Source organism: Nocardia sp. NBC_01730 (assembly GCF_035920445.1).
In the GTDB taxonomy this organism is placed as follows: domain Bacteria; phylum Actinomycetota; class Actinomycetes; order Mycobacteriales; family Mycobacteriaceae; genus Nocardia.
In genome coordinates, this window is record NZ_CP109162.1 from 3,747,045 (window position 1) to 3,762,459 (window position 15,415).

12 protein-coding genes are annotated in these 15,415 nt (G+C 68.5%); 4 read left to right on the top strand and 8 right to left on the bottom strand.

Annotated elements, in window-relative coordinates; translation table 11 throughout:
- Nucleotides 1-140: 140 nt before the first annotated feature.
- Complete coding sequence (locus OHB12_RS14985; protein WP_327119966.1) at nucleotides 141-914, bottom strand: TetR/AcrR family transcriptional regulator; 774 nt, start codon at nucleotides 912-914, stop codon at nucleotides 141-143.
- A gap of 106 nt (nucleotides 915-1,020) precedes the next feature.
- Between OHB12_RS14985 and OHB12_RS14990 the strand changes: the two genes are divergently transcribed.
- On the top strand, nucleotides 1,021-1,938 hold the full coding sequence (locus tag OHB12_RS14990) for an NmrA family NAD(P)-binding protein (RefSeq protein ID WP_327119968.1): 918 nt from the start codon (nucleotides 1,021-1,023) through the stop codon (nucleotides 1,936-1,938).
- Nucleotides 1,939-2,084: 146 nt separating this feature from the next.
- Here the strand turns inward: OHB12_RS14990 and OHB12_RS14995 are convergent, their stop codons facing one another.
- On the bottom strand, nucleotides 2,085-2,213 hold the full coding sequence (locus OHB12_RS14995) for a hypothetical protein (RefSeq protein WP_327119970.1): 129 nt from the start codon (nucleotides 2,211-2,213) through the stop codon (nucleotides 2,085-2,087).
- Nucleotides 2,214-2,347: 134 nt separating this feature from the next.
- Nucleotides 2,348-5,968, bottom strand: a complete 3,621-nt coding sequence (gene smc / locus OHB12_RS15000; RefSeq protein WP_327119972.1) for a chromosome segregation protein SMC — start codon at nucleotides 5,966-5,968, stop codon at nucleotides 2,348-2,350.
- A 588-nt stretch (nucleotides 5,969-6,556) separates the two neighbouring features.
- Here smc and OHB12_RS15005 point away from each other — a divergent pair.
- Nucleotides 6,557-8,065, top strand: coding sequence for a hypothetical protein (locus OHB12_RS15005; protein ID WP_327119974.1), 1,509 nt, complete (start codon nucleotides 6,557-6,559; stop codon nucleotides 8,063-8,065).
- Nucleotides 8,066-8,128: 63 nt separating this feature from the next.
- Here OHB12_RS15005 and OHB12_RS15010 read toward each other — a convergent pair whose 3' ends face one another.
- Entirely contained in the window at nucleotides 8,129-8,545 is a 417-nt protein-coding gene (locus OHB12_RS15010) for a DUF1707 SHOCT-like domain-containing protein (protein WP_327119976.1), read from the bottom strand.
- 211 nt (nucleotides 8,546-8,756) lie between these two features.
- Between OHB12_RS15010 and OHB12_RS15015 the strand changes: the two genes are divergently transcribed.
- Together OHB12_RS15015 and OHB12_RS15020 are read left to right on the top strand one after the other, a co-directional pair.
- Nucleotides 8,757-9,842, top strand: coding sequence for an S-(hydroxymethyl)mycothiol dehydrogenase (locus OHB12_RS15015; RefSeq protein ID WP_327119978.1), 1,086 nt, complete (start codon nucleotides 8,757-8,759; stop codon nucleotides 9,840-9,842).
- A complete protein-coding gene (locus tag OHB12_RS15020; RefSeq protein WP_327119980.1) occupies nucleotides 9,839-10,465 on the top strand; it encodes an MBL fold metallo-hydrolase in 627 nt (208 codons plus the stop codon). Before OHB12_RS15015 ends, OHB12_RS15020 begins: the two co-directional genes overlap by 4 nt.
- A gap of 54 nt (nucleotides 10,466-10,519) precedes the next feature.
- On the opposite strand, the gene OHB12_RS15025 is transcribed toward OHB12_RS15020, so the two are convergent.
- From OHB12_RS15025 to kdpF, 4 genes are read right to left on the bottom strand one after another with little or no spacing between them, the layout of a single operon-like run.
- Complete coding sequence (locus tag OHB12_RS15025) at nucleotides 10,520-11,389, bottom strand: potassium-transporting ATPase subunit C (RefSeq protein ID WP_327119982.1); 870 nt, start codon at nucleotides 11,387-11,389, stop codon at nucleotides 10,520-10,522.
- Nucleotide 11,390: 1 nt separating this feature from the next.
- The gene (gene kdpB, locus OHB12_RS15030) at nucleotides 11,391-13,547 is read right to left on the bottom strand and encodes a potassium-transporting ATPase subunit KdpB (protein WP_327119984.1); all 2,157 of its coding nucleotides are present in this window, start codon (nucleotides 13,545-13,547) and stop codon (nucleotides 11,391-11,393) included.
- The gene (gene kdpA, locus OHB12_RS15035) at nucleotides 13,547-15,217 is read right to left on the bottom strand and encodes a potassium-transporting ATPase subunit KdpA (RefSeq protein WP_327119986.1); all 1,671 of its coding nucleotides are present in this window, start codon (nucleotides 15,215-15,217) and stop codon (nucleotides 13,547-13,549) included. The genes kdpB and kdpA overlap by 1 nt, the downstream gene beginning before the upstream one ends.
- Nucleotides 15,218-15,412, bottom strand: coding sequence for a K(+)-transporting ATPase subunit F (gene kdpF / locus OHB12_RS15040; protein WP_327119988.1), 195 nt, complete (start codon nucleotides 15,410-15,412; stop codon nucleotides 15,218-15,220).
- Nucleotides 15,413-15,415 lie beyond the last annotated feature (3 nt).

Genomic DNA, 15,415 nt, shown 5'->3' on the forward strand with positions numbered 1-15,415 from the left:
TTGCCAAGCCCGGTGCCGATACCGGCGGCTCCGACGGCTGCGAGTCGGATCCCCTCCCCTCGGCTAGCAGGCCGCGGCATCGGTCTCCGACCGGTCGGAGACCGATATGGCGCATCTGACACATATGCGCCATCCGGGCACTATCCCGCCGTGGCGACGCGCCGCCGATGCGCCTTCTGACGGCACGCTGCCGAGCAGTATCTGGCGCGGCGGCCGATCCCGGTCTGCGGCACCAGCGCGTAACACACCGGGCAGTGCTCGTCGACGCCGCTGCTTTCGTTACGATCCGCTGATTTGTTACGGATGTCGTCGACCTGTCTCGTTACGCCCGGGCCGCCCGGCTGCGCCCGCAATGCGTCCAGCACGATCGCGGCGGTACGGTCCACGCCGACCTCGGTCTTCCGAAGCTGTTGGATGGCAACACATCCGGTGAAGATGGCGAGCACGTCGTCGACCTCGATGTCGGCGCGGACCGCGCCCTGCTGCTTGGCGGCCGCCAGCAGCGCGGCCACCGCGCGATGGAATCGCACGCCTGCACCGGCCAAGAGCGTGCGCGGCCAGCCGTCGTCGGACTGGACAATGTCGCATAACGCCTGGTTGCCCGGGGTTGTGGCGATCACCGCACGACAGAAGGCGAAGAAGGCGGCTCCCGCGTCCCGCGCGCCGAGGTAATCGGCGGCCAGTTTCGCCAACCGGTCGACGCGCTGCTGTATAACCGCCTCAAGCAGAACGGATTTCGTCGGGAAGTGTCGGTAGACCGTGCCCGCGCCGACGCCGGCCCGCCGGGCGACCTCGGCGAGCGACACCGAGACACCCTGCTCGGCGAAGGCACGCTGCGCGGCGGCGAGCACGAGTGCGCGATTGCGCCGGGCATCGGCGCGTGCCCCCGTGCCCGCGTCCGAGGATGCGGTCATTTCGTTACGGCCCTTCGCTGTGTGCCCTGGTCAATCGGGTCAGTCCACCCGTATCGTCCGAATTCGGGTTGCCCAACCCGATTCTATCCAACAGAGAAGGCGAAGCATGTCCCCTCAGCAGAACCTCATCCTGGTCACCGGCGCCACCGGCAAGCAGGGCGGAGCCACCGCCCGAAGGCTGTTGGCGGACGGCAGGGCGGTGCGCGCGCTGGTTCGCGACGCGCAGGCGCCCGCCGCACGGGAATTGGCCGCGGCGGGCGCAGAACTCATTGTCGGTGACTTCGACTCCCCCGACACCCTGTCCACCGCACTGGCCGGCGCCACCGGACTGTTCGTGGTCCCGCCCGCCGCTTTCGGCCCGCAGGGCTGGAACGTCGAACTGGAAGCCGCGCGCGGCGAGGCGCTCGTGCACGCGGCCCGCCAGGCCGGTGTCGAACAGATCGTGTTCACCGGCATCGCGTCGATGGGCGAGAACACCTCGTGGGGCGCGAATGGCAAGAAGCGCATCGAAGACGCGATAGCCGCCAGCGGCGCCCGCTATACACTGCTGCACCCGGTGCGCTTCATGGAAAACTACCTGCTGCGCTCGTTACCGCTCGACGGGATCATCGACGGGGTGCACCGGCACCTCTTCCCCACCGATCAACCGATGAAGGTGATCGCCCTGGCGGATATCGGCGATATCGCTGCCCTCGCGTTCGCCGACCCGGAAGGCTTCGACGGTCGCGTCCTCGAACTCGCGGGCGACGCGATCACCCCACCGGCGGCCGTCGCGGCGATCAGCAAGGCCACCGGACACGAGGTCCGCTATCACGAGATCAGCGAGGCCGACGCGGACGCGCTCGGCGAAGAGATCGGCAACACTTGGCGCCTGCTCCGCCACACCGGCGGCTGGATCGCCGACGTCGAGCAGATCCGCGAGATCCACCCCGGCTTGCGGACCTTCGACACCTGGCTGGCCGAGACCGGTGCGACCCAGATCAAAGCGCTGCTGGACAGCGACGAAGTGAGCACGTCGCGGTGACCCGCGCCGGACGGTGAACGCGGGGGCTCGCGTCTGGGCTGGTGCGCGAGACGCCCGATGTCCGGGCGCCGAGCGGTTGCTCACCGACCACGGCGTGTATCCGGGCGCCGCGGGTTCGGATGCACGCCGGACAAGGATTCCTCTGGTCACAGCGGGATTCGACGCACCAGGCACACCGTCGACACGGTCGATGCGCCTGCGTAGCAGATCCGGTCGCCCGGGCGGACTCCGATGACGCCGACAAGATGCTCGGCCCATCGCGCAAGCACGTTCATGGGCGCCAAGCACGCCCATGAGCGCAAGGAGGGGCGGCGGTCGCGAAGCTCGACAATTCGAGTGACGACCTGATGGTCTATCCGGACTCCGGGCCGCCAGGCTCGCGGTCGGCCGCGGCCGACCGCGCGTCAGCTCAGCCTGCCGCGCCGACGGGGGCGAGATTCTGCCCACGCATCCGCTGGGAGATCACCTGGGTGATGCCGTCGCCGCGCATGCTGACGCCATAGAGAGCGTCGGCGATCTCCATCGTCGGCTTCTGGTGGGTGATGACGATCAGCTGACTCTTCTCCCGCAACTGCTCGAACAGACCGATCAGGCGGCGCAGATTGGTGTCGTCCAGCGCGGCCTCCACCTCGTCCATCACGTAGAACGGCGAGGGCCTTGCGCGGAAGATGGCCACCAGCAGAGCGACCGCGGTGAGCGACTTCTCTCCGCCGGACAGCAGCGACAGCCGCTTGACCTTCTTTCCCGGCGGTCTGGCCTCCACCTCGATGCCGGTGGTGAGCATGTCGGACGGGTCGGTGAGCAGCAACCTGCCCTCGCCGCCGGGAAACAGTTTCGCGAAGACCCCGACGAACTCGCGCTCGACGTCGGCGTAGGCCTCGGTGAACACCTGCAGGATGCGGGCGTCGACATCGGCGACCACATCCATCAGGTCCTTGCGTGCGCTCTTGACGTCCTCCAGCTGGGTGGCCAGGAAGTTGTAGCGTTCCTCCAGGGCCGCGAACTCTTCCAGCGCAAGGGGATTCACCTTGCCGAGGGTGGCGAGGTCCTTCTCCGCGCGTTTGGCGCGCCGCTCCTGGGTCTGCCGGTCGTAGGGCATCGGGGCGGGGACGCTGACCTGCTCGCCGCGCGCCTTCGCCTGTTCGTACTCCTGCATCTCCAGCTCCGACGGCGGTAGTGGCACGTCCGGACCGTACTCGGCGATCAGGTCGGTCAGCGCTATGCCGAACTGCTCGGCGATGGTCGCCTCCAGCTGTTCGATGCGCAGCGCTGCCTGAGCTTTGGCCACCTCGTCGCGGTGCACCGCGTCGGTGAGCTGGGTCAGCTGCGCGGTCAGCGCACGCGCACGCTCCTTGACCTGCTCGACCTGGGCGGCGCATTCGGCGCGCCTGCGCACCAGCTCGTCGCGTCGGGTACCCGCCTCGCCGACCACCTTTTCCAATTCGGCGGCGATCTTCGCACCGGATTCCGCCACCGCTGCGGCCACCTCGGCCGCCCGCTTGCGCGCGGCATGCGCGCGTTCGGCGCGAGCGCGGGTCTCCCGTTCGGCGCGAGCGGCCCTGCGCAGCGAATCCGCCTTGCCGCGCACCGATTCCGCGCGCTCCTCGGCGGTGCGCACGGTGAGGCGGGCCTCGACCTCCATCGAACGCGCCTCCGCGAGTGCCGCCGCCGCCTCCTCGCGCTCGCGGCCCGCGGATTCGGTGCCCGCCGCGCCGATGCCGTCGGCGTCGACCTCGGACTGCTCGAGTTCCGCGTGCCGCAGGCGATCCTCCAGCTCGGCGAGCGCGGCGAGCGCTTCCTCCCGGCTCACCTCGGTTTCGGCGCGCTGTACCAGCAGCCGCTCGCTGTCGGCGTGCGCGGTGCGTGCGGTCTGGCCGAGCCTGCCGAGCCGGTCGTAGATCGCGACCAGTGCCTGGTCGGATTCGTGCAGCGCCAGCAACGCATGGTCGACAGCGTCCTTGCGGTCGGCTTGCTCGGCGAGCGCGCCGGACAGCGCCGCCTCCAGTTCCTCGGCGCGGCGCTGCGAGGCAACCAGGTCCGTCTCGGCCGCGTCGATGTCGGCCTGGATCTCCAGCTGGCTCGGCGCACGATCGGAACCCCCCAACAGCCAACCATTTCCGGCGAGATCGCCGTCGCGGGTGACCACACGAACCTCGGGCACTGCGGCCACGACCGCCTGAGCCGCGACCAGGTCGTCGGCGACGGCGATTCCCGCGGTCAGCGCCGTGATCGCGCCGCGCACGCTGTCCGAGCAGTCCACCACGTCGATCAACCACCGGGCAGCGCCGGGTAACGCGCCGAGCGGCGGCCGATGCTCGCCGTCCACTCCGAACACCACCGCGGCACGCCCTCCGTCACCGTCCTTGAGCGCGCGAATCGCGACGTGGGCGGATTCGCCGGTCTCGGCCGCGACGGCATCGGCGAGCGGGCCGAGCGCGGCGGCGACCGCCGCCTCGAAACCACCGTGCACGCGCAACAGCGCCGACAGCGGGCCGAGCAGCCCCTGGGCACGGTTCTCCACCAGCCAGGCCACGCCATCGCGGCGTGCCAGGTTCATGCCGAGCGCCTCGATCCGCGCGGTCAGCGACGCCACCCGCTTGCTCGCGTCACGGTCCTGCTCGCGCAGCTCGGTGACGCGCTGATCGGCCAGCGTGAGCGCCTGCACCGCGTGCTCGTACTGCGCGTCCAGCCCCGCCTCACCCGCGTCCAGTTCGCCGAGTTCGACCTGCACGGTGTCGAATTCGGCCTGCGCGGCCTCGCCGCGGTGCCTGGCGTCGGCGATGGCGACCGAGAGCCTGGCGATCTCCGCGTCCACCGACTGGGCCCTGGTGCGCAGCGTGTCGACCCTGCCGGACAGCCGGGCCAGACCCTCACGCCGATCGGCGATCGCCCGCACGGCGGCCAGATGCGCCTGCTCGGCGGCCTTCGCGAACTGTTCCCGTTCGGCCAGCTGCTCCCTGGCCGCATCGAGGGTCTCGACAGCGATCTCGACGGCCTCGCGCAGTTCGGCTTCCTCGGTCTCGACGCGTTCGGCCTCGGCCTCCAGCTGTTCGGGGTCCCGGCCGGTGCCGACCGGGGTTTCGGTGTCGAGGTGGCGCGCACGGTCGCCCGCGATTCGAATCGTCGCGTTGACCCGCTCGGCCAGCGCGGAGAGCTGGAACCAGATCTGCGCGGCGGCCTCGGCGCTCGGGGTCAGACGGGACAGCTGGAACTCGTGCTGGGCCAGCGCGGCGTTGGCGGCGTCCAGCTCGGAATGCACGGTGATCTGCTGCTCGCGAGCGTAGGCCTCTTTGCTCTGCTGGCTTGCCAGCTCCTGGCGGCGGGTGACCAGATCGTCGGCGGCGAGGCGCAGGCGGGCATCGCGCAGATCGGCCTGCACGGTCTGTGCCCTTCGGGCCACCTCGGCCTGCCTGCCCAGCGGCTTGAGCTGGCGGCGCAGCTCGGTGGTGAGGTCGGTGAGGCGGGCCAGGTTGGCCTGCATGGCCTCGAGCTTGCGCACCGCCTTTTCCTTGCGTTTGCGGTGTTTGAGCACACCGGCAGCCTCTTCGACGAACGCGCGGCGGTCCTCCGGGCGCGATTCCAGGATGGCCGAAAGCTGTCCCTGCCCCACGATGACGTGCATCTCACGGCCGATGCCGGAGTCGCTGAGCAGTTCCTGCACGTCCATCAGCCGGCAGGAGCTGCCGTTGATCTCGTATTCGCCCGCGCCGTCGCGGAACATACGCCGGGTGATGGACACCTCGGCGTAGTCGATCGGCAGCGCGCCGTCGGAATTGTCGATGGTCAGTGTGACCTCGGCGCGGCCGAGTGGTGCGCGTCCGGTGGTGCCCGCGAAGATGACGTCCTGCATCTTGCCGCCGCGCAGCGCCTTCGCACCCTGCTCACCCATGACCCAGGTGAGCGCGTCGACGACGTTCGATTTGCCCGATCCGTTCGGACCGACCACGCACGTGATGCCGGGCTCCAACCGCAGCGTCGTCGCGGACGCGAAGGACTTGAAGCCCTTCAACGTCAGACTCTTCAGGTGCAAAGTCGACGACCTTTCCGTGTTCTGCCTGGTTATCAGAGGATCCGGCGACCAGTCATGGTATCCGTCGAGTGCCGGGCATTCCCGACGCGGGGCTCAGCCGCCTCTCCGGGTCTTCAGGCCGTACCAGTCAGGTGTCACGGGAGTCGCATTCAGGTCCTGCGTCGGGTGCTCCCCCGCCTCTCCGGGTCTTCAGGCCGTACCAGCCGGGTGTCACGAGAGTTGCGTTCAGGTCCTGCGTCGGGTATCGCTCGAGTTCTGGACGTGCCCGGCGAGTTACCCATGTGCTTGTGAGATCAGTTGTCGCGTGGCGAAACGATTTGTTGCGCGGTCAGCATTCGCTTCATCGCGTGATCGGTTTGCCGGAATGGTCCGCGTCGCCGTCCGCGGCACCGAATCGTCCTGCGCGACGCGGGCGCGAACGGTTGCCAGCTCATTGCGGCGAATCGCAGGACAGACCTGCTGTCGTTCGCACACTCGAAGGGACGGATGCACCGATCCCGAAAGATCTCGACCATGTGCTGACGCCCCACCGTCTGGGCACATACGATCCCTCTGATTCACCAGCGGAATGTTCGGGAGCGCAACAGCATGCCTGCCCCCTCACCAGGGAACAGCACAGCGTTCCGCCTTGCCCGCATCACGGCGCTGGTGCTCGGCTGCCTGGTATTTCTCTACGCGTGTGAGCGCAGCAATAGTGCGGTGCTCAGCGATGTGTGGGTGGAGGTGGCCGTCGCGGGCGGGTTCGGTGTGGCCGGACTGGTCGCAGCGTGGTTCGAGATCACACTGAACGCGCGGAACCGGCAAGGCGAAGCAGCCCGGCGAAGCGCCGACAGCACATGGGGCGACGCCGAGGAACAGGACGAGGCTCCCATTCATGGGAATTTCTCCGGCCGAACCGGCTGGCGCGCGCGGCCGGATTCCGTGCCGTCGTTCGAGGACGACGGCCGGCTCGAGACCTCCGCGCGCGCCAACCTCACCGCGTGGATTCCGCGGGCGTTGCGGAGCGGCCGGGCCGACACAGCGGATGTCGACGAGCCCGGGCCGCCATTGCTCGCCAAGTGGAGTGCCCTGACGAAATGGGTGCGCCACGCCGAGCCGGACGTCGATCTCGTCGACGACGAGATCGATCACATCGAGCGCACCGAATCCGGCGAGCTGGTCGTCGAATCCAGCGGATGGACCATGCGTGCCAGAATCGTCCGCTCCGGAGACCTCGTCTTCCACCGACGCGAGCGCGGTGGAGCGCACCCGCAGTCCGAATGGAAGTGGACCTTCCACCCGGACGCTTTCCCCGCGATCCGCGCCGCACTCGGCGCCACGACTGGCGATCTTCTCGACCTGCTCGAACAGACCATTCCAAGGCTGGAGCCGGGCGCAGGCCACGATCCGGGTGCTTGGCTGCGCGCCCACGATATTCCGGCCAGCTACCGCGAGAAGGGCGTCAGCGCCGCCGAGGTGACCCGGGAACTTCCCGCGCTCCGGCTCGGCCTGCCGGAGCCTGCTTCCAGTCCCGACCGACGATCACGGGGCCACGAGTGGCCCACCACCGCGCAGCCGAACGCGCGGTCCGACGACGCCGAGCCAGCGCCCGCCGAGCGATCCGCGCGCCGCCGCACCGATTCCGAAAGGGCTCGGTCGAGCGGTCCATTGCCGCAGACCGGCGCGGAAGAGCCGAACCGTTCGCGGCATCGTCCACCCGCTCGTCCCGATCAGCCAGACCGTCTACGCCACAACCACGACGAGTTCTCCACACCCGACGACCAGCCGAGCACGCGCGATGAGCGGGCAGGCCGATCCAGGCAATACCCATCGCCCGACTACGAGGCCGCGGCGTACCGCAGGCCGCCCACAGGTCGCCAACCCCTTCGGGAGCGAGATCCCTACCCGCCCATGGACTTCGAGCACACGCGACGCCGCGCGACGCCGCCTCCGGACGAGCCCGCGTCCCGGCCCCGTGCTCGGTTCGCGCCGTCCGACCACCATGCCGAACCGTCGCACGACCAACCCGCGCCCGGACGCCGCGACGGGCGCGACGGGCGCGACGGGCGCGACCAGCCGTCCCCGTCGCATGACCCGACCGCCCGGCGCAGGTGGTAGCGCGGCCCGGGACAGGAATCGGCACTGCCGCCGGAGAATCCGACCGACAGCGCCGAGACGGGTTCAGCTCGTACGGCGGCCGCCCTCGAAGCCGGCCACCATACGGAACGCGAGGACCGCGCCCCACGGGCCGATCACCCACACCGGCCAGAAATAGGTGAGCTCGCCGAGACCGAGCGAGATCGCTACCCAGATAGCCAGCACGAGCAGGCTCACACCGAGCCAGGTGGTGCCCTCGATCCGCTGCCAGAGCGGGAGGCGGGGCCACGCGCCGGCCGGTTCGGCGACCTCCTTGGCGAGCTTGGGCAGATCGGACAGCACCAGGTTCAGGTCGTCGCGGGTGGCGGTGGCGTACACCTGGGCGACGCGCTGGTCGTATTCGGCGAGATCGATCCGCCCGTCCGACATATGCCTGCCGAGCAGCCGCACCACCTTGTCGCGTTCGGCGTTCGAGGCGCGGGTACCGGTCGAGATGTCCATGCCTGTTCCTATCGACGGTTCCACACTCCATAGTGGAATAATGTTTTTCAGCATAACATTCTAATGTGGAATGTCAACCTCGCGCCCTCCGGTAGCCGACCGCCCGGCGGTAGTGTCAGAACATCGAGTACAGAAGTATGGACAGGTGTACAGATTTCGGGCCCGGCGAACGGCCGGATCCGCTCATCGCTCGATCCACTTAGGAGGCACAGTGTCCGAAACCGTGCGTGGGGTCGTGGCCCGCAGCAAAGGCGCGCCGGTCGAGATCGTCGACGTGGTGATTCCCGAGCCAGGACCGCACGACGTGGTGGTCCGGGTGCAGGCGTGCGGAGTGTGCCACACCGACTTGCACTACCGCGAGGGCGGGATCAACGACGAATTCCCTTTCCTGCTCGGCCATGAAGCGGCGGGCGTGGTGGAGATCGTCGGCGACGCGGTCACCCACGTCGAGGTCGGTGACTACGTGATCCTCAACTGGCGCGCGGTCTGCGGCGAATGCCGGGCGTGTCGGCGCGGCCGCCCCTGGTACTGCTTCGCCAGCCACAACGCGAGCAGAAAAATGACGCTCACCGACGGCACCGAGCTCAGTCCCGCGCTCGGCATCGGCGCGTTCGTCGACAAAACGCTCGTGCACGAAGGCCAGTGCACCACAGTGGATCCGGAAGCCGATCCCGCGGTGGCGGGCCTGCTCGGCTGCGGCGTGATGGCAGGCATCGGCGCGGCGATGAACACCGGCGCCGTGTCCCGCGGCGACACGGTCGCGGTGATCGGCTGCGGCGGAGTCGGCGACGCGGCGATCGCGGGCGCACGCCTGGCCGGGGCAGGGACCATCATCGCGATCGACCGAGACGCCCAGAAGCTGCGCTGGGCCAGCGAATTCGGTGCCACCCACACCATCGACGCCACCGCCGAAGACGTGGTCGAGAAGATCCAGGAGTACACCGACGGCTGGGGCGCCGACGTCGTCATCGACGCAGTCGGCCGCCCGGAGACCTGGAAGCAGGCGTTCTACGGCCGCGACCTGGCGGGCACGGTCGTCCTGGTCGGCGTCCCGACACCCGACATGACCATCGAGATGCCGCTGATCGACCTGTTCTCCCGCGGCGGCGCGCTGAAGTCCTCCTGGTACGGCGACTGTCTGCCGGAACGCGACTTCCCCACCCTGATCGACCTGTACCGTCAGGGCCGCCTGCCGCTGGAGCGCTTCGTCACCGAGCGCATCGCGCTCGACCAGGTGGAACACGCCTTCGGCAAGATGCACACCGGCGATGTGCTGCGCTCGGTGGTGGTCTGGTGACCGCCCGGATCGACCGCGTGGTCACCTCGGGCACCTTCTCCCTCGACGGCGGCACCTGGGATGTGGACAACAACGTCTGGCTGGTCGGCGATGACGCCGAGGTCGTCGTGATCGATGCCGCGCACGATGCCGACCCGATCGTCGCGGCCGTGGCGGGCCGGACCGTCCGCGCGATCGTCTGCACCCACGGCCACAACGACCATGTCACCGTCGCCCCCGAGCTGGGCGAGCGTCTCGACGCGCCGATCCTGCTGCATCCCGCCGACGACCCGCTGTGGCGCATGACCCATCCTGACGTCACCTACCGGTCCCTCGCCGATACCGAGCGGATTCCGGTGGCGGGCACTGAGTTCGAAGTCCTGCACACCCCCGGCCACTCCCCTGGCTCGGTCACGCTGCATCTCCCGGAGGCGAAGGCCCTGTTCACCGGCGACACTCTGTTCTCGGGCGGACCCGGCGCGACCGGCCGCTCGTTCTCCGATTTCGGCACGATCATCGACTCGATCCGCGACCGGCTGCTCACCCTCCCGGAGGAGACCACGGTGCGCACCGGCCACGGCGATTCCACCACTATCGGCGCCGAGAAACCCTCGCTGGCCGACTGGATCGCCCGCGGCCACTGACAGCCACGCGAACGCGGTCGGCAACCGTAGCTGACGACCGCGTTCGTGTGCTGGTCAGCCGCGATACGGGTAGCTGCGGTCCAAATCCAGGTTCAGTTGCACAACATCAACCCGCGGCTCACCGAGGAAATCCATGGTCCGACCGCTGGTATGCGCGTCCACGACCGCGCGAACCTGCTCCTCGGAGATGCTGCGCGCCTTCGCGATTCGGGACACCTGGATCGCCGCGTACGCTGGGGAGATGTTCGGGTCCAGCCCGCTACCGCTCGCGGTGACGGCGTCGGCAGGCACGGGCGGGTTGGCCGGGGTATCGCCCGAGATCGGAACGATACGGCCGACGGAGTAGTCCTCGCCCTCCTTGGCGCATTCGACCCGAACCCCGCGGTAGTCGGCGAGGAACGGCTGCGCCGGGCACGCCTCGTTGACGCTGACGACCTGCACTGGATGGGGCACGTCACCGTAGGCGTCGCGCGACCCGATCACCGAGAGCACCGCGCCCACACCGCTTTTCGTGCAGTACGGGCGGCTGCCGTCGACCCCCTCACGGTCGCCGACCTCCTTGCTGCGGGTGCACACCGTGGTGAGCAGACTCGGGCGCGAGGCGGTGTCGACAATGTCCTCCGGACCCAGATTGCTCGCGGCCGTGGACATCGGGTCGTACCCGTCGCCTGCCGCGGACGGGCGGCTCTGGAAGTACTGCACCAGCGCGGCGCCGCCGGAGTCGGTGAACGACTGCCCGATCAAGCTGGAGCCCACCACTGTTCCGTTCTCCTCGAGCAGCGAACCATCCGCTTTGTCGTGCAGTCCCGGCAGCTGCGCGACGGCGAAAACCGCGAGCGGGTAGACGATTCCGGTGATCGCGGTGAGCGCGAGCAACGCGCGCAGCGCGGCGAGATGCTGCCGGATCAAGGTGGAAAGGCGCATGTCAGGACATCCCGGGGAGGAGTTGGACGACGAGGTCGATGAGTTTGATGCCGATGAACGGCGCGATGATGCCGCCCAGCCCGTAGACGGTCAGGTTGCGGCTCAACAGTGCCGACGCGTTCGAGGGCCGGTAGCGCACGCCGCGCAGCGCCAGCGGGATCAGCGCGACGATGACGATCGCGTTGAAGATGACCGCGGACAGGATCGCGGACTGCGGGCTGGAAAGCCGCATGATGTTGAGCGCGTCGAGGCCGGGGAACAACGTGACGAACAGTGCGGGAATGATCGCGAAGTATTTGGCGATGTCGTTGGCGATGGAGAACGTGGTGAGCGCGCCGCGGGTGATGAGCAGCTGCTTGCCGATCTCCACGATCTCGATGAGCTTGGTCGGATCGGAATCCAGGTCCACCATGTTGCCGGCTTCCTTGGCCGCCGAGGTGCCGGTGTTCATCGCGACGCCCACGTCGGCCTGAGCCAGTGCGGGGGCGTCGTTGGTGCCGTCGCCGGTCATCGCGACCAGCCGCCCGCCATCCTGTTCCTGCTTGATCAGCGCCAGCTTGTCCTCCGGCGTCGCCTCCGCGAGGAAGTCGTCCACCCCGGCCTCGTCGGCGATCGCCTTGGCGGTCAACGGGTTGTCGCCGGTGATCATCACCGTGCGGATGCCCATCCTGCGCATCTCGTCGAACCGCTCCCGCATGCCCTGCTTCACCACATCTTTGAGGTGGATCACCCCGAGCAGCCGGGCAGTGCCGTCGTTGACTTCACCGACGACCAGCGGCGTGCCGCCTGCGGCGGAGATGCCGTCGACGGTCGCGCCGAGTTCGTCAGGCACCGAACCGCCCCGCGCGCGTACCCATTCGGTGACCGCACTCGCCGCGCCCTTGCGCAGCAGACGCCCGTCGACGTCGACGCCGGACATCCGGGTCTGGGCGGTGAATTCCACCCACTGCGCGTGCGTCAGCTCGCCCGGCGTCCGCTCCCGCAGCCCGTATGCCTGCTTGGCGTATACCACGATGGAACGGCCTTCGGGCGTCTCGTCGGCCAGGCTGGACAGCTGTGCGGCGTCGGCCAATTCGTCCTTGCCGACGCCGGGCACCGGGACGAACTCCGACGCCTGACGGTTGCCGAGGGTGATGGTGCCGGTCTTGTCCAGCAGCAGCGTGTTCACATCGCCCGCGGCCTCGACCGCGCGGCCCGACATGGCCAGGACGTTGCGTTGCACCAGCCGGTCCATGCCCGCGATGCCGATGGCCGACAGCAGCGCGCCGATGGTCGTCGGGATCAGGCACACCAGCAGCGAGACCAGCACGATGCCGGTGACACCGTGCACGTCCAGCGCCGACGTGTCCGCCACCCCAGGGTTGTTCGCCTTGGAGAACATCGCCAGCGGCTGCAACGTGACGACCGCGAACACGAAGATGATCGTCAGCGCCGCGAGCAGGATGTTCAGCGCGATCTCGTTCGGCGTCTTCTGCCTGCTCGCGCCCTCGACCAACGCGATCATCTTGTCGATGAAACTTTGCCCCGGCTCCTGGGTGATCTGGACGACGATCCGGTCCGACAGCACGGTGGTTCCGCCGGTCACCGCCGAACGGTCGCCACCGGACTCCCGGATCACGGGCGCGGATTCGCCGGTGATCGCCGACTCGTCCACGGAGGCGATGCCCTCCACCACGTCGCCGTCGCCGGGAATGACTTCCCCCGCCTCGACGACCACGTGATCGCCGCGGCGCAGATCCGGCGCGGCGACCGACTCTTCGACCACCCGGGCACCCGGCGACCAGTCGGGCAGCCGCCGCGCGACCGTGTCGGTCTTGGCCTTGCGCAGCGCGTCCGCCTGAGCCTTGCCGCGGCCCTCGGCGACCGCCTCGGCCAGGTTCGCGAAAATCACGGTGAGCCACAGCCACACGACGATGGCCCAGGCGAAGAAGCTCGGATCGGCCAGAGCGAGGATGGTCGACCAGACCGCGCCCAGTTCGACGATGAGCATCACGGGGTTGCGCCACAAGGTGCGCGGATCGAGCTTGCGCACCGCGTCCGGCAGCGAGGTCACCAGCATCGCGGGGTCGAGCACACCCTTCGGGACACCCTTGTCCCGCCGCTGCCGTTCGGGCTCAGGCTCCGCGGAGCTGTTCTTTTCGATTGCGGGACTGGTCATCAGTGGATTCCTTCGGCGAGCGGCCCCAGCGCGAGTGCGGGCAGGAAGGTGAGCGCGACCAGGATCACCGTCACACCAACGACCATGCCGACGAACTGCGGCCGGTGCGTCGGCAGGGTGCCGATCGACTCGGGAGTGGTGCCCTGCTGAGCCAGCGACCCGGCCAGCGCGAGCACGAAGATGATCGGCACGAAGCGGCCGAACAGCATGGCCAGGCCGAGCGCCGTGTTGTACCAGTCGGTGTTCCCGGTCAGGCCCGCGAACGCCGAACCGTTGTTGTTGGCCGCTGAGGTGAAGGCGTACAACACCTCCGACAGGCCGTGTGGCCCGGAATTCAGCATGCCCGCCCGTTGCCCCGGCAGCGCCATCGCCGAAGCAGTGCCGACGAGCACGATCAACGGGCTGATCAGGAAATACGAAGCGGCGAGCTTGATCTCTTTCGGCGTGATCTTCTTGCCGAGATATTCCGGTGTGCGCCCGACCATCAGACCCGCGACGAACACCGTGATCACCGCGAGAATCAGCATTCCGTACAGCCCGGAGCCCGTCCCACCCGGCGCGACCTCGCCGAGCTGCATGTTGAACATCGTCATCAGGCCGCCGAGGCTGGTGTAGGAGTCGTGGAACGAGTCGACGGCGCCGGTCGAGGTCAAAGTGGTCGCTGACGCCCAGGTGGCCGAGTTCGCCACCCCGAAGCGCTGTTCCACCCCTTCCATCGACGCGCCGATCGCGGTCGGCACGGTCCCGTGGTGCTGGAGCTGGACCAGGTTGGTCAGCGTCACGCTGATCAGCGCGATCGTCCCCATCACCGCGACGATCGCGTAGCCCTGCTTACGGCTGCCGACGATCCTGCCGAACGTACGCGGCAGCGAGAAGCTGATCACCAGCAGCAGGAAGATCTCCACCCAGTTGGTCCAGGTACGCGGGTTCTCGAACGGGTGCGCCGAGTTGGCGTTGTAGAAGCCGCCTCCATTGGTGCCCAGTTCTTTGATCGCCTCCTGGCTGGCCACCGGACCGCCGGTAAGGGTCTGCTGCGTGCCGTTGAGCGTCTGCGCGACCTGGTCGTGCAGGTGGAAGTTCTGGATCACGCCGCCCGCGACCAGCACGATCGCGAACACGAACGCGAGCGGCAACAGGATACGGATCGTGCCGCGCACCAGGTCCACCCAGAAGTTGCCGAGGTCGCCGGTGTGCCTGCCCGCGAACCCGCGCACCAGCGCGACCGCCACCGCCATCCCGACCGCCGCGGACACGAAGTTCTGCACCGCGAGCCCCGCCATCTGCACCAGGTGCCCCTGGGTCGATTCACCGGAATAGTTCTGCCAGTTCGTGTTCGTCACGAAGCTGACCGCGGTGTTCCAAGCCAGCGCGGGCGTCATCTCGGTACCGGGATCGTTCAGGTGCAGCGGAAGTCTGCCCTGGACCAGCTGGAAGAAGAACAGGAACAGGATGCCGACCGCCGAGAAGGCCAGCACACTGCGGGCGTACACCGACCAGGTCTGCTCGACATCGGGCTGGGCGCCGATCACCCGGTAAACGACGCGTTCCACGCGAGAATGCTTGCGGCCGCTGTACACCCGGTACATGTAGTCGCCGAGCGGCACATGAACCAGCACGAGCGCCAGCACCAGGGACGCCACGAAGGCGATCCCCGCGGTTGTCGTGTTCACCTAGAACCTCTCGGGAAACAGCAGCGCCACGACCAGGTAGACAGCGACGCCGACAGCGAGAACCAGACCGGCCAGGTTCGCGATCACAGCTTCTCCACCCCACGCTGGATCAGTCCCAGCAGCGCGAACGCCGCCACGGTGAGCGCCGTGAACAGCACGACAGACATGACTCGACAACCTCCATCCGCGCGCCATGGT

Excerpts from the sequence above, each read along its gene's own strand:
- OHB12_RS14985 (WP_327119966.1), bottom strand. The coding sequence starts at position 914 with ATGACCGCATCCTCGGACGCGGGCACGGGGGCACGCGCCGATGCCCGG.
- OHB12_RS14990 (WP_327119968.1), top strand. The coding sequence starts at position 1,021 with ATGTCCCCTCAGCAGAACCTCATCCTGGTCACCGGCGCCACCGGCAAG.
- OHB12_RS14995 (WP_327119970.1), bottom strand. The coding sequence starts at position 2,213 with ATGAACGTGCTTGCGCGATGGGCCGAGCATCTTGTCGGCGTCATCGGA.
- OHB12_RS15005 (WP_327119974.1), top strand. The coding sequence starts at position 6,557 with ATGCCTGCCCCCTCACCAGGGAACAGCACAGCGTTCCGCCTTGCCCGC.
- OHB12_RS15010 (WP_327119976.1), bottom strand. The coding sequence starts at position 8,545 with ATGGACATCTCGACCGGTACCCGCGCCTCGAACGCCGAACGCGACAAG.
- OHB12_RS15025 (WP_327119982.1), bottom strand. The coding sequence starts at position 11,389 with ATGCGCCTTTCCACCTTGATCCGGCAGCATCTCGCCGCGCTGCGCGCG.
- kdpB (WP_327119984.1), bottom strand. The coding sequence starts at position 13,547 with ATGACCAGTCCCGCAATCGAAAAGAACAGCTCCGCGGAGCCTGAGCCC.
- kdpF (WP_327119988.1), bottom strand. The coding sequence starts at position 15,412 with ATGGCGCGCGGATGGAGGTTGTCGAGTCATGTCTGTCGTGCTGTTCAC.